The sequence below is a fragment of the Enterobacter sp. UNJFSC 003 genome, assembly GCF_036903355.1.
In the GTDB taxonomy this organism is placed as follows: domain Bacteria; phylum Pseudomonadota; class Gammaproteobacteria; order Enterobacterales; family Enterobacteriaceae; genus Enterobacter.
The window spans coordinates 812,266-826,140 of sequence record NZ_JBAKHK010000001.1 but is presented as its reverse complement, the minus strand read 5'-3'; the positions used below and the strand labels follow the sequence as shown (position 1 = coordinate 826,140).

Below are 13,875 nucleotides of genomic sequence, written 5' to 3'. Positions count from 1 at the left end.
ATGGGTAACATTCACTCGGGTTATCCTGGCAGGTGAGAAAATGCCTGGCGCCCCGCCTCGCTAAAATCCTTTATTAACACCGCATCACGCACGCCCCGGTATTCAGGGTCGCTGACCAGCGCGTTCAGCGCATCCCGGATCGCGTGCAGCATTTCAGGTGAGGTGGTCGGCGAGGTAATCAACGGCAGCCCAGGCGTCAGGGGCGTGCGGTCGATAGCCACCAGTCCTTTAAGCAACGCGGGTTCATGGCGCTGCAATAGCGCGAAGGTGACGCAGTCGATCGCCGCGATATCGCCCTCTCCGCGCTTGACATTCACTAGCGACTGCCGATGGCTGCCGCTGAAAGTCACGCCTGAGAAATAGTCGTTTAGCAAAACGGGTGCCACCCGTTTGCGCAATGCGTTAAAGCCCGACTGCGAATCCGGCGAATTGCAGACCGCCCGCCGCCCGCGAAAATCCGCCACGGTTTTATGCTTATCCTCATCGCGCACCACCAGAAAACTGCGGTAGTGAATCCCCTCGCAGCCCGGGGAGGTATAGTGAAAACAGCCAACCACCTGCACGTTTGGCAGCTGCGTGACCAGCGGATAACCGCAGGTCTGGCTTAGGATCAGGTCCGGCTGTTGCCAGTGCGCCAGCAGCGCCGCCTCGGCCCCCCCCGGGATGAGCTCGCCCGCCGGCACACCGCGCGCGACCAGAAGATGCTGTACTGCCCGCCAGAGCGCGTCTGTGTCGTTACGATTCACGGCATACATCGGAAATGCCAGCCGGTTACTCATGCCCTGCTCCTCGCTTAACGCCTGGATGCGCGGTGACATCCACCGGCGTCCCCCAGAACTGGCGCAGCCATTCGCCATACCCGCTGACCAGAAATCCTCGGTTGCGCAGCCGGTACGTTTCGCGACTGCGCAGATAAATCGCCTTGAGTCCGTACCAGGGAACCCCAGGCAGATCGTGATGAACGGAATGGTAGTTGAGATTCAAAAACAGCACCCGCCAGAACAGCCCGGCTTCGTTGATAACCGAGCGCGCCAGCGGGTCGTCCGCCGCGCGGTGCTCAAGGAAGGAGCGCACTTTGGTTAACGCCAGCGCAGGATAGCTCACCGCCAGCACAAACCAGACGGGTGAAAAATCAACCTGTGCCATCCAGACGAAAAGCGCGGCCAGAAGCACGCCATGAATCAACCACATCACTATCGCCCGCACCTGCAGGTCGCGAAACGCAGCCACCGCGCCGCTCAGCGTCTGGAGGATATCCAGCAGCGGGGCCAGCAATAATCGCCCGGCAAAGGTGTTTCGCAGCCGAATCACGCGCTGTTGCCACGGGCGTAACCGCGCCCAACTCGCCTGCGTAAAGTAATAGGATTCGGGATCGTCTACCGGTACCGTGAGGCTATCGTGGCGATGGTGGGCCAGATGCGAGTCGCGGTACAGGCCATACGGATACCAGACCGCCAGCGGCAGCGTGCCGAAAAGCTGGTTAAGCCAGGCGACGCGCGTCGGGTGTCCGTGAATCAGTTCGTGCTGCAGGGACATATACCAGGCGGTGAAGCCGATCAGCAGCAGCGTAGACGGCAGCAGACCGAGCGTTTGCCAGAACGCCAGGGTGCTGAACCAGCCGCCGTAAATGGTCATAATCAACAGCCAGGTGGGCAGCTCGCTTCGCCACAGGAACGTGGCGGAGAGACGTTGAATATGTTCGCGTTGATGTTCATTCAAATAGTGGGAGCTTCGTTTACCCATTCCTTCAGACGCCGTTTCCGCCAGTGCTGTAATGCCCTGACAATCCCGGATAACGCCTGAAATCACAACGAACTTAAATCGCTTTGCTTTGCTAAAAAAGTGGGCAGCGCTTTCTTCACCGATAGCTTGACATATTTTGTGATAAAGATACTTTTTAGGACATGAAGAAAATCCTGATTATTGTCCCAGACGGCGGCATGCTGTTTGAAGCCGCCGGCATCGCCGACATTCTCATGCAGGCCAACCGGTTGCACCCGGAAGGTCTTGCAGACCCCTGCTATCGCATTATCATTGCCACTACACAACCCCATCAGGTGATCCACGGGCAGTCCGGCCTGAATCTGCTGGCGGACTATCGCCTGCCGGAGCTGGATCCGCGCGAACCGCTGGACACCATCATCATCACCGGACGCGGTATGAACGAGCTGGAGAGCACAGCCGTGGTGGACTGGCTGCATCTTGCAGCACCACATGCCCGTCGGATTGCCTCCATCTGCGGCGGTGCAATGCTGCTGGCCCAGACCGGATTGCTTGATGGGCGGCGCGCCACCACGCACTGGCGGCTGCTGGAAACCCTGCAGGCGGCGTATCCGACAATCAAGGTAGAGGGTGGACCGCTGTATATACAGGATGGTCCTATCTGGACCTCCGGCGGCGTCAGCTCCGGCTTTGACTTAACCCTGGCGCTGGTGGAAGACGACTTTGGCTTTTCCCTCGCCCGCGATGTGGCGCAGGATATGGTGATGTACCTGCGTCGCCCAGGCGGGCAGCTGCAGTTCAGCCGCTATAATCTGCAGCAGTCTGGTACAACGGGCCCCATCAGCGAGCTGCAGGCCTGGATACTGCAAAACCTTACCGCTGACCTGTGCGTTGAAAACCTGGCGGAAAAAGTCGCCATGAGCACGCGCAACTTTACCCGCGTGTTTACCCGCGACGCGGGCGTCTCGCCGGCCCGGTACGTAACCGAAGCACGTCTGGCCGCCGCGCGGCAGCGTCTTGAGCAGACCAACGATGCGCTCGATCGTATTGCTCAGCAAACCGGGTTTGGCACCAGCCTCAATCTGCGGCGCGTCTTTGAGAAACAGCTTCACCTCACGCCGGGTGAATACCGCCAGCGTTTTCACTGCCGCAAAATGGCGTAATCTGATCCTTTTTTGTCGTTTACGCCATTTAGCCTGAAGCCTAGAGTGACTCCAGACAACACAGATAAGGAGTCCATCATGGTTAAGGTCGGTATTAACGGTTTCGGCCGTATCGGACGTAATGTCCTGCGCGCGGCGCTGGGTAACCCGGATCTGCAGATTGCGGCAATTAACGATCTGACGGACAGCAAAACCCTCGCCCACTTGCTTAAATACGATTCCCTGCTCGGCACCCTCCCGGTTCCCGTGGAAGCAGCGGACGGCGCCCTGCAGGTGGATGGCCAGCGAATCGTCGTCTTTAGCGAACGTGACCCTGCAAATATTCCGTGGCGTGATGTCGGGGTGGATATTGTCATTGAGGCCACCGGCTTTTTCACCGAGCGTGAAAAAGCCGCGGTTCATGTGACCCACGGCGGCGCCAGGCGCGTGATCATCTCCGCCCCCGGTAAGAATGACGACCTGACGGTGGTGATGGGCGTGAACCATGAGCTGTACGATCCGGCGAAGCACGTCGTTGTCAGTAACGGTAGCTGTACCACCAACGGGCTGGCGCCGGCGGCACAGGTTCTGCATCAGCAGTTCGGCATCGAGCACGGCCTGATGAACACCACGCATGCGTATACCAACAGCCAGGCGCTGCACGATCAGCCCGAGAAAGATTTGCGCGGCGCGCGCGCGGCGGCGCTGTCGATAGTGCCTTATTCCAGCGGTGCGGCGAAGGCACTGGGTAAAGTCATCCCTTCTCTTGATGGAAAACTGACGGGGTATTCTCTGCGCGTGCCGGTTCCCGTCGTGTCGATTGTGGATCTGACGGTGACGCTGAGCCGCGAGGTGACGGTTGAAGAGGTGAATGACGCCTTCCGCAACGCCGCCGCCAGCGGGCCATTGAAAGGCATTCTGGGCTTTAGCGATGAGCCGCTGGTTTCCAGCGACTACCAGGGCGATCCTCGCTCATCGATTATCGACGGGCTCTCCACGCTGGTGATTGGCGGCAACATGGTTAAGATTCTGGCGTGGTATGACAACGAGTGGGGCTTCTCGAATCGGCTGGTGGATCTGGCGGTGCTGATGGATAAGAAAGGGCTGTAAGTCCGGAGCCATGACGTATTTGCCCGGTACGCCTTCGCGCGACCGGGCTCATTGATTATTCCGCCTTCACCTTCACGCCCATCAATACAATCACCATTGCGGTCACCAGTAAGAAGCCGCTTCCGGCGAAGACACCGCTGGCCCCGTTGAGGTCAAACACCGCACCGCCGCCGGCCGCTCCCGCGCCGATAGCGAACTGGATAGAGGCCACCAGCAGGCCACCCGCGCTTTCTGCTTCATCCGGTACGGTGGTCGCAAGCCAGGTTGACCAGCCAACCGGTACCAGACCAAAGGCAAAGCCCCACAGCGCCACCAGTAATCCATCGAGTATCGCCAGATGACCAAACGCCACCATGGTGAGCGCCAGCACCCCCATTGCGAAGGGTACCAGCGCCAACGTCAGGCGCAGGTTACGCGCCAGAAGATGCCCGGCGATAGAGGTGCCGACAAAGTTAGCCAGTCCGAAACCCAGCAGGATCAGCGATATGCTTTCCACGCTCGCTTGCCCAACCGTTTCCAGGAACGGGCGCAGGTAGGTAAAGAAGGCAAAATGGCCGCTGAAAATGAGGATCGTCGCGAGCATCCCGCCAATCATCCCCGGGCGACGCAGCACGCGGAACAGGGTTCCCAGACTGCCGCTGCTTTCTGGCTTCATCGAAGGGAGTACCCACAGCTGCCACAGCAGCGCCAGCATGCTCGGCACAATGCAGAGGATAAAGACGTTCCGCCAGCCGATCAGGCTACCAAGATAGCTGCCAAGCGGCGCGGCCACGACCGTAGCAATGGAGACGCTGGAGAAGATCACTGCCAGCGCTTTCGGAACTTTATCCGCCGGCACCAGGCGCATCGCCGTGGCGGTCGACATGGCCCAGAACCCACCAATCGCAATGCCTAACAGCAGCCGCCCCATCAGCAGCACATGCAGCGTTGGCGCAAAGGCCACCAGCAGGCTGGAGATAATTTGCAGCACCGAGAAAAACATCAACACCCAGCGGCGGTCGATACTTTTCGTTGCCGAGGTGATCAACAGACCCGTGACCAGTGCGACAACGGCCGTTGCCGTCACGGCTTGCCCCGCCATCCCTTCCGTGACGCCCAGGCTTGCGGCCATCGGAGTCAGCAAACTGGCAGGCAAAAACTCAGCCGTGATTAAGCCAAAGACCCCCAGCCCCAGTGAATAGACGGCTCGCCAGGCAGGTTTTGCGGGCCTTACCGCCTCTGTTGCCGCGACACATGAACTCATCTGTTGTACTCCCGTTAAATTAATGTGACTGATGTCGCAAAAGCATAGAGTGTTCACCCTGGACGATCTATGACATATAATCTCCACTTATTGATTCTCCGTCCGGAGTTGCACCGATGACCGTTCAGTCACCCGATTTAATCAGCGAGCTTTTACGCGGCATGCGGCTCTCCGGCGTGAAATACCGCCGGATTGAAGCCAGCGCGCCGTTTGGCGTGGCGTTCCACCAGGCGACCGGGAAGGCGCAGTTCCATTTTGTCAGCCACGGCAGCGCGCTACTGCGCATGGAGAGCGGTGCGACCTTTACCCTGAGCGGCGGCGATGCGCTCTTTATTCCGAACGGTAACGCCCATGCCCTGCTCTCTGACGAACATGCCACGATCGCGCCCGTCAGCGCGTTCCCCAGCGAACCCATCTGTAGCTCGGTGTGTGCAATCACCTGTGAGCCGTGCCCGGAGAGCGAGCACACCATTATCTTCAGCGGATGCATGGATTTTGAACTGGGCGGCATGCAGCCGCTGATCAAAGCGATGCCGGAAGTGATGATGGTCAGCCGGTTGATGTCTACCTGGCCGGAGATCCACCCGCTGCTGGCAGCGATGGAGCGGGAGTCAATGACGCGTCAGGTGGGATTCGCCGGGATCCTCGCGCGTCTGGCCGACGTGGTGGCCGCGCTGATCGTGCGCGGTTGGGTGGAGGCCGGATGCGGCAAAGCCACCGGCTGGGTACAGGTGCTTCGCGACCCGCGACTCAGCCGGGCCATTTACGCCATGCATCAACAGCCGGGTCGCAGCTGGAGCGTGGCGGATCTGGCGAAGGAAGCTGGCACGTCGCGCTCTGTTTTCGCAGAGCGTTTTTTGAATGCAACCAGCACGACCCCGGCAAAATACCTCAGCGAGCTGAGGATGCGTCTGGCTATTCAGTACATTCGTCATGAAAATCAGCCCATTGAAACGGTGGCGTTGCGCCTGGGCTACGGATCGCTGGCAGCCTTTAGCCGGGCATTTAAACGCATCGTTGGACATGCGCCGGGCTCGTTGCGGGAAGCCAGCCAGACCCCGGAAGAGGTCTGACCGGCCAGCTGCATCAGAAGTAATATTTAACGCGCACGCGCCCGCCGTAGCGATCGTCGTTATTGCTGTCTCCGTTATTCGGATGGGCCAGAATCCAGGAGGCATAGGCCCCGAGATAGATGTTGAAGTTTTTCATCTTCATCACGTTCGGGATCAGGTATGACGCATGGACAGTGTGAATGTCATAATCGCCCGGATCGGTGATCCAGCAGTCGTTCTCACAGTCGGCGTTAACATCAGCGGTATTGAAACTGTCAATCTGGTTGTGGGCGTAGATATAGCCCAGCTCGACATTGCGCCATAATCCGTTCACCCCCGCGCTAAAGTCTTTCTCGTCGGTGGCGTCCATGTAGGCCGCGTTGAGGTTAGCCACGACGCCGTTTTCCGGATCGGCTTTTTGCCCATTCCAGGTCAGGGTGAAGCCATAGCCTGTTCGGTCGGACTGATCAATCCATTGCCCCGATACATCATGATATCCATAGGCGTTGTTGACGAGGTTGCTCTCCATCGCGATGGCCGTGGAGAAGCCGCCGCTCTGCCAGGCCAACACCGGGCGCACGTAGGCCACATTTTTGTCATTATCCAGATCAACGCCGTGATACTGCTGGTCAACGAACAGCGTGCTGCCGTTTTCCAGCAGCGTGTTTACCTCGAAATACCAGCCGTCAATCGTTTTGCTGAGCAAAAAGTTACCACCGCTGTCGCTACGCCCCCGACCTTCTTTCATCATGTAAATGTAACCGTAGCCGTCACTATAGAGATCGTTCGCCGTGTTGCCGGAATACTCCACAAACGTATCCTGATTAAGCGGGAACATGTCATACGCTTCGAAGCGACCGACCTTCACTTTCCAGTCGTTTTCCGTCCCGAAGAAGAATACGGCATCATCCAGGTTCATTTTGCCCGTCAGGTCAGCCAGGGGCTGGACTGAGAAGCCGGCGAAATTGCCGTTATTCATCCGCTTGTAACCGTCAAAACCCAACAGCAGGCGGCCGTTAATATCCCAGCGCTCATGACTCCCCGGCGCCCAATCTTTATTGGCTGATGTTTTGATGGAGGTCAGGCTACCGGTCTTGCTGGCCGCATCCATATTAAATTCGACATCGCCATAAAATTTAATATCGCCAAAACCGGATAACGTTAGCTTAGGCGCGGCCATCGCTGCTGAGGGTGCTGATGATTCAACGGCGACTGGGTTTTGAGCAACGACCTCATGCTGCTGTTGCTGCTGTAATATCTCAATTTGCGATTCTGCCCGCGTTGCCCGATTTTCCGCACTTTCAAGACGCGCTTCCAGCTGCGCCAGCTTATCTTCCAGACTGGGGATATTTTTTGCTGCCATTGCTCCGGTAGTACAAAAGGCACACACAACAAGTGCAAGGTATTTCACTTTCATCGATTCCATCCTCATTGCTAGTCATTATTCCCAGATTTATTTGCAGAGCTTCACCGGTCATGCATGCGAAATAACCGGCTTATTACAACAATCACTAAGAGTTGGCGAATTCACCTTTATTTAAATCACTCACGACGCCATTCATGATATTTTCCGTCAGCTTATAAAACTTGATTGAAAAAGCAGTGAGTAAATAAAATAATGACGGGATCAAAGTGAACAGCAGAATGACGCCCTGCACGGCCGATTCGGATTGCACTGTGCTGTTTGATTCGTAATTAAACCAGGCCAGCACCCAGCCTAAGATGGCCCCTCCGACGGCAACGCCCAATTTGATGATAAATATATTAGCCGCAACGTTCATTCCGGTAATTCTGCGCTGGGTTTTCCATTCACCATAATTATTAGCATCCGTAATCATGGACCATTGCAGTGCGCCGTTGCCGCCCTGGACAATCTGAATCAGCACGTGAGCGACCAGAGGAATGAGCCAGAACTCCAGCGGCAGCCAGAAGCAGGCCACGCCCAACGCTGCATTAAGAAGGTTGATCCAGAAGGAGAGTTTGACCTTGCAAAAACGTGTTCCAAACGGCTGGGCCAGCACCGAGCCACACATTGAGGCCACCATGCCGCCCAGCATAAAGAGTGAAATGATATCCGTACCCTTGTTGAGGACGGTATTCACGTAATAGACCACCGCACCGCCGCGAATAACAACCGCCACCAGCATCATGAAGTTATAGACCGACAGGATGCGCCACTGGTCGTTGCGAAACAGGATCTTCACGTCGCGGGCGATATTCAGATTCTCTTCTTTGATAGGCTGAACGCGCTCTTTGGTCGTGATAAAGCAAATAACAAACATTAGGCAGCCAATGACGCCAAAGATCGCCATCGCAACCTGAATGCCTGTTGCGCGATCGCCGGGGAAGAGGTAATCCGCCAGCGGCAGAATCAGTGCCGTACCCAACGCGCCGCCGATGGGCGTAATCGCAAAACGCCACGACTGCAACGACAGGTTTTCACGCGGGTCGGAGGTTAGCGCCGCGCCCAGCGAACAGTAAGGAATATTAATGGCCGTATACATCAACGCCATAAATATATATGCGCCGACGGCATAATAAATTTTTCCGGTTTCGGTAAAGTTCGGAATGGAATATACCAGTACGCAGCTCACCGCAAAGGGAACGCATATCGCCAGAAGCCAGGGACGGAAACGCCCCCAGCGCGTCGAGGTGGCATCGGCAATGGCGCCCATAATGGGATCCGTAATTGCATCTAATAAACGTACGAGGAGAAACATTGTTCCCATTACTGCCGGAGGTAACCCATAAATATCCGTATAGTAATAGGCGAGGATGGCGACGGATGAGTCAAATACAATGTGGCTTGCCGCGTCCCCCAGGCTGTAGCCTATTTTTTCTTTTACTGGAATTCGTTCCGTGACTGACATAGATATCCCTCTTAATAATGAAACCGGTTTCTTTCGTAGCGACAATTTCACCCGGGAGATATCGTTTGATCCATTATGTTTTTTCGCTAGGGATTTATGTTTTTTGCTTTATGTGATCCTGACATTTAAATAATAAGAAGAGGAGGGTTGTTTATGTGCAACGGCTCGCATTTATAGGCGACTCAGGTTTATATATTTTCCTTATCAATATTTGAGAATAATATGAGAACAATACACGCAGCGGTAAATTATCTGGTTTTGTACAAAGTGCGATGTTCGACACGCGAAGCGCGAAATATTCGACTAAGGTATTCAGGAGATTGATAACAGCGTGACCGCTGCTCTGCGAAATAAGGAGAAGCTCCAATGATAACACCTCAAAAGCTGCGCCCCCGCCTCTTACCTCTGATTCTGGGCGGTGCGCTGCTGGCGATGACCGCCCCAGCCAGTGCGGCAGAGATAACCGCCGGCCAGTCAACTCCGCCTGATATTTTGCTCGGCCCCCTCTTTAACGATGTGCAGAGTGCCAAACTCTTCCCCGATCAAAAAACTTTTGCCGATGCGGTACCCAAAAGCGATCCCCTGACGATCCTGGCCGACTACCGTATGCAACGTCATCAATCCGGGTTTGATCTGCGCCATTTTGTGGATATGAACTTTACCCTTCCAACCGACGGGGAAAAATATGTCCCGCCGGCAGGACAGAGCCTGCGTCAACATATTGACGATCTGTGGCCGGTGTTAACCCGCACCACCGATAAGGCCGGTAAATGGGATTCCCTCCTGCCGTTACCCAAACCTTATGTGGTGCCCGGCGGGCGCTTCCGCGAGGTTTATTACTGGGACAGCTACTTCACCATGCTGGGCCTGGCCGAGAGCGGTCACTGGGACAAAATCAGCGATATGGTGGACAACTTTGCCTATGAGCTGGATACCTGGGGCCATATCCCCAACGGTAACCGCAGCTACTACCTGAGCCGCTCCCAGCCGCCGTTTTTCTCTTTGATGGTTGAACTGCTCGCCACCCATGACGCCGACGCGCTGAAGAAATACCGTCCGCAGATGGAGAAAGAGTATGCCTACTGGATGGCAGGCGCTGATGCCCTGCAGCCGGGGCAAGCCAACCAGCGCGTCGTGAAGCTGGATGATGGCGCCATTCTGAACCGCTACTGGGATGACCGCGATACCCCGCGCCCGGAATCCTGGCTTGATGACGTCACGACCGCTAAAAGCAACCCTAACCGCCCGGCCACGGAGATCTACCGCGATCTGCGCTCGGCCGCCGCCTCAGGCTGGGACTTTAGCTCCCGCTGGATGGACGATCCGCAGAAGCTCGGCACCCTCCGAACTACCAGCATCGTGCCGGTGGATCTGAACGCCCTGATGTTCAAGATGGAGAAATTACTGGCGCGGGCGAGCCAGGAGAGCGGCGATGCCGCTGGCGCAAGCAAGTATGAGGCACTGGCAACGGCTCGCCAGAAAGCGATTGAAGATCACCTGTGGAATGATAAGGAAGGATGGTACGCGGATTACGATCTCAAGAGTAAAAAGGTGCGTAATCAGCTCACCGCTGCCGCCCTCTTCCCGCTCTATGTGAAGGCTGCGTCGCAGGCGCGAGCGGACAAGGTCGCCTCGGCAGCGTCTTCGCGCCTGCTGAAACCGGGCGGTATCTCTACCACCACCATCAACAGCGGCCAGCAATGGGATGCACCAAACGGCTGGGCGCCGCTGCAGTGGGTTGCAACAGAAGGACTTCAGAATTACGGACAAGACAAGGTGGCGATGGACGTCACCTGGCGCTTCCTGAAAAACGTACAACATACCTATGACCGTGAACAGAAGCTGGTCGAGAAGTATGATGTTTCGTCTACCGGCACCGGTGGCGGCGGTGGCGAATACCCGCTGCAGGACGGATTTGGCTGGAGCAACGGCGTGACGCTGAAGATGCTGGATTTGGTCTGCCCGAAAGAGAAACCGTGCGACAGCGTGCCGGAAAATCAGCCCGCGGCGAATGATGCTGCGGCACCCGTGAAGCGTGCGTCGCAGTAGGTGAGTATTGCCGGGCGGCGGCTACGCCTTACCCGGCAAACAGGTTGTCCTGACCCTCTAAAAACGTTAGAAGCTGTAGCTCGCCCCCAGCTGATACGTCCGGTCACGCCCAATCCAGCAGTTTGTCGCGTCGTAGCAGGTCAGCGTTTCTTTGTTGGTTATGTTCTGAGCGCTCGCCTTCAGCGTTAACCCCGCCAGCGAAGGCAGAATGTTCCCCATGCGATACGACGCCGCCAGATCGTACTGGGTCGTTCCTCCCAGCTTACCCGCATCATTACGCTGTGAGATTTCCATCGGCCCGGTGTAGCGCGCCCCGGCACCCAGCGTAAGCCCCGCCAGCGGCGTGCTGTCGAAGGTGTAGTCGCCCCACAGGTTAAACGCATTTTCCGGCACCTGCGTTGGGCGTTTCCCCTGGAACTTGTCGTCTTGCGTGTTGATGGCGTGCGTGTAGGCATAGTTAGCGATCAGGGTCACGTTGTCCGTCGGACGGCTGATGGCGGACAGCTCGGCCCCTTTGGACTCGACCTCCCCGGTCTGACGGTAGTTCAGAAAGCCCGGATCGCTCGTCACCACATTTTTCTGGCGAATATTAAACACGGATGCGGTAAAGGTGGTGGCGTACTCTTCAAGCAGATATTTCACCCCGCCCTCGACCTGCTTGCTGGTCGTCGGCTTAACGTCTTTGGCGGTTAACGTTCCCTGCGGCGAGACCGGGGCAAAACCTTCCGAGTAGCTGATAAACGGCGAGAGGCCATTGTCGAAGGCGTAGAGCGCCCCCAGACGCTTAGTGACGCGATCCTGCGACACCCACGCCTTGTCGCCGTTTTTCAGGTAATCGGTGGTGACAGAACGGTAATCGTCATAGCGCAGGCTGGCCAGCAGGTTAAGCCCGCCGAACTCAACCTGATCCTGCAGGTAGTAGCCGTTCTGCTGATAGCTCAGGCGATTTTTCTGCGCGGTAAACAGGCCCAGCGCGTGCTCATCAATCTGCGAATAGTCAGGATTGCGCATATCGATCCCCGGCGTGGCCGAAGCATAACGATAGTGGAAGTGGGAATTCAGCTTCTGGTAGTCAAACCCCGCCAGCAGGTGGTGTTTCCACTCCCCCAGCGCAACGGTCTTAGTGACCTGGCTGTCAATGTTAACGCTCTGGAGATCTTCATCCGTGGTGTAGGCAAAACGATTAAGTTGATACGCCTCGCTGCCCGGCCCGGTGGAATACACGCTGCGCTGATGGGTGTCCACATCGAAGTAGCGCGCTTTCTGATTAAAGCCCCAGCCGCTGTCAAATTCATGCTCAAAACTGTAGCCCAGCATCCACTGGCGCTGTTTGAAGCCGCTCCACTCGTCCCCGGCATAATCACGGCGACCGGCATATTTGGATCGCAGGTAGGAGAGCGGCAGCGGATTCGACGGCGACAGGCTCGGGGTATTTTGCGCCAGCGCATCCATTGTCAGGCGCGTTTTATCGTCTGGCTGCCAGGTCACGGACGGCGCAACCAGATAGTTTTCATAGCGCGTGGTGTGCGGCTGATCGTCACTCTCCGTGGCTTTGCCCAGTAAACGGTAGTTCCAGTCGCTGTCGGCAATTTGCCCGGTGGCGTCCAGATACCCTTCTTTCAGATTGCGGTTTCCGGTCGTGAAGCCCAGTTCGGTTTTGGCCTCTTTTTGCGGCTTTTTACTCTGAATATTCACCAGCCCCCCCGGAGCCCCCCCGCCGTACAGCACGGACGACGGCCCTTTAAGGATGTCGACGCTTTCAATCAGCAGCGGATCGATGCGCGCCTTGGTATTCCCGGTGACGTTATAGGGTAGCTGCAGCCCGTTATAAAATTCCTGGTCTACGGTAAAGCCACGGATTTTATATTCGCTCATGTAAGAGGTGTTACCCCGGACCTCTGTCGAGACGCCCGGCGCATAGCGCAGAATTTCGTTTATCGAGTTCGCATGGCGCTGCTCAATTTGCGGCGCGGAGACGGTGTTTATCACCTGCGGCGTTTTACTTTCAGCCACGGCCGATTTGGTGGCGCTGTTGGTCCAGCCAGGCAGCGTGCTGCCCTGCTCCGAACCTGTCACCAGAATAGTCGATTCTTCGGCGAAAGCCTGTGCCTGCAATGCCAGCGTCACGGCTCCTGCCAACGCACATAACGCGAAACGTGAGGTGTTCATATTGTCGTCTTGTTATTGGATGCAACTAGGAACGACAATTATTATCATTTCGATTAGCAAATCAAGATGCGCACAAAAAAAACGGCTCTGCTGTGAGAGCCGTTTTCAAAAAATTTATGCCCGTCGGAGTAGCCGGAATATGCCCAGCACAACAATCGCCCCCACCACAGCAACCATAAAGCTGTGCAGATCGAAACCACTGATGCTGCCGCCAAGGCCAAACATCGTCGCCAGCCAGCCCCCCACAACGGCACCCACGACCCCGAGCACGCAGGTCAAAATAAAGCCGCCGCCGTCATTTCCCGGCATGATAAGTTTAGCGATAGCGCCAGCAATAAGACCAAAGATAATCCACGCGATAATACCCATAGCGATGTCCTCTTTCAGGTTTAACGCATGCGCAGAAAACCTTCCGCGCAGGTAACATAAGTATAGGTGATGAGCGGAAAACCATTGTCATCTCACCCACTTAAATTACCGCTGCCCCCAAAAAAATTACCGGTTTGTATTAAGTTTCA

At 56.4% G+C, this 13,875-nt stretch carries 11 protein-coding genes; 4 read left to right on the top strand and 7 right to left on the bottom strand.

The window, feature by feature from the left end:
- Nucleotides 1–20: 20 nt before the first annotated feature.
- Nucleotides 21–779, bottom strand: coding sequence for a PhnD/SsuA/transferrin family substrate-binding protein (locus V5P19_RS03835; protein ID WP_334400280.1), 759 nt, complete (start codon nt 777–779; stop codon nt 21–23).
- Nucleotides 772–1,743, bottom strand: coding sequence for a fatty acid desaturase (locus V5P19_RS03830; protein ID WP_334400278.1), 972 nt, complete (start codon nt 1,741–1,743; stop codon nt 772–774). Before V5P19_RS03830 ends, V5P19_RS03835 begins: the two co-directional genes overlap by 8 nt.
- 161 nt (nt 1,744–1,904) lie before the next feature.
- On the opposite strand from V5P19_RS03830, the gene V5P19_RS03825 reads away from it, so the two are divergent.
- The gene (locus V5P19_RS03825) at nt 1,905–2,885 is read left to right on the top strand and encodes a helix-turn-helix domain-containing protein (protein WP_334400276.1); all 981 of its coding nucleotides are present in this window, start codon (nt 1,905–1,907) and stop codon (nt 2,883–2,885) included.
- A 78-nt stretch (nt 2,886–2,963) separates the two neighbouring features.
- Nucleotides 2,964–3,974: a type I glyceraldehyde-3-phosphate dehydrogenase gene (gene gap, locus V5P19_RS03820; protein ID WP_334400274.1), complete on the top strand. Its 1,011-nt coding sequence runs from the start codon at nt 2,964–2,966 to the stop codon at nt 3,972–3,974.
- 55 nt (nt 3,975–4,029) lie between these two features.
- On the opposite strand, the gene V5P19_RS03815 is transcribed toward gap, so the two are convergent.
- On the bottom strand, nt 4,030–5,217 hold the full coding sequence (locus tag V5P19_RS03815) for an MFS transporter (protein WP_334400272.1): 1,188 nt from the start codon (nt 5,215–5,217) through the stop codon (nt 4,030–4,032).
- Nucleotides 5,218–5,333: 116 nt separating this feature from the next.
- Here V5P19_RS03815 and V5P19_RS03810 point away from each other — a divergent pair, with 116 nt between their 5' ends.
- Nucleotides 5,334–6,290: an AraC family transcriptional regulator gene (locus V5P19_RS03810; protein ID WP_334400270.1), complete on the top strand. Its 957-nt coding sequence runs from the start codon at nt 5,334–5,336 to the stop codon at nt 6,288–6,290.
- Nucleotides 6,291–6,303: 13 nt separating this feature from the next.
- On the opposite strand, the gene V5P19_RS03805 is transcribed toward V5P19_RS03810, so the two are convergent.
- Together V5P19_RS03805 and V5P19_RS03800 are read right to left on the bottom strand one after the other, a co-directional pair.
- Entirely contained in the window at nt 6,304–7,686 is a 1,383-nt protein-coding gene (locus V5P19_RS03805; protein WP_334400268.1) for a carbohydrate porin, read from the bottom strand.
- 94 nt (nt 7,687–7,780) lie between these two features.
- On the bottom strand, nt 7,781–9,139 hold the full coding sequence (locus tag V5P19_RS03800; protein ID WP_334400265.1) for a glycoside-pentoside-hexuronide (GPH):cation symporter: 1,359 nt from the start codon (nt 9,137–9,139) through the stop codon (nt 7,781–7,783).
- A 366-nt stretch (nt 9,140–9,505) separates the two neighbouring features.
- On the opposite strand from V5P19_RS03800, the gene V5P19_RS03795 reads away from it, so the two are divergent.
- On the top strand, nt 9,506–11,188 hold the full coding sequence (locus tag V5P19_RS03795) for an alpha,alpha-trehalase (protein WP_334400263.1): 1,683 nt from the start codon (nt 9,506–9,508) through the stop codon (nt 11,186–11,188).
- A 66-nt stretch (nt 11,189–11,254) separates the two neighbouring features.
- On the opposite strand, the gene V5P19_RS03790 is transcribed toward V5P19_RS03795, so the two are convergent.
- The gene (locus tag V5P19_RS03790) at nt 11,255–13,357 is read right to left on the bottom strand and encodes a TonB-dependent siderophore receptor (RefSeq protein ID WP_334400261.1); all 2,103 of its coding nucleotides are present in this window, start codon (nt 13,355–13,357) and stop codon (nt 11,255–11,257) included.
- A gap of 114 nt (nt 13,358–13,471) precedes the next feature.
- On the bottom strand, nt 13,472–13,726 hold the full coding sequence (locus V5P19_RS03785) for a GlsB/YeaQ/YmgE family stress response membrane protein (protein ID WP_334400259.1): 255 nt from the start codon (nt 13,724–13,726) through the stop codon (nt 13,472–13,474).
- Nucleotides 13,727–13,875 lie beyond the last annotated feature (149 nt).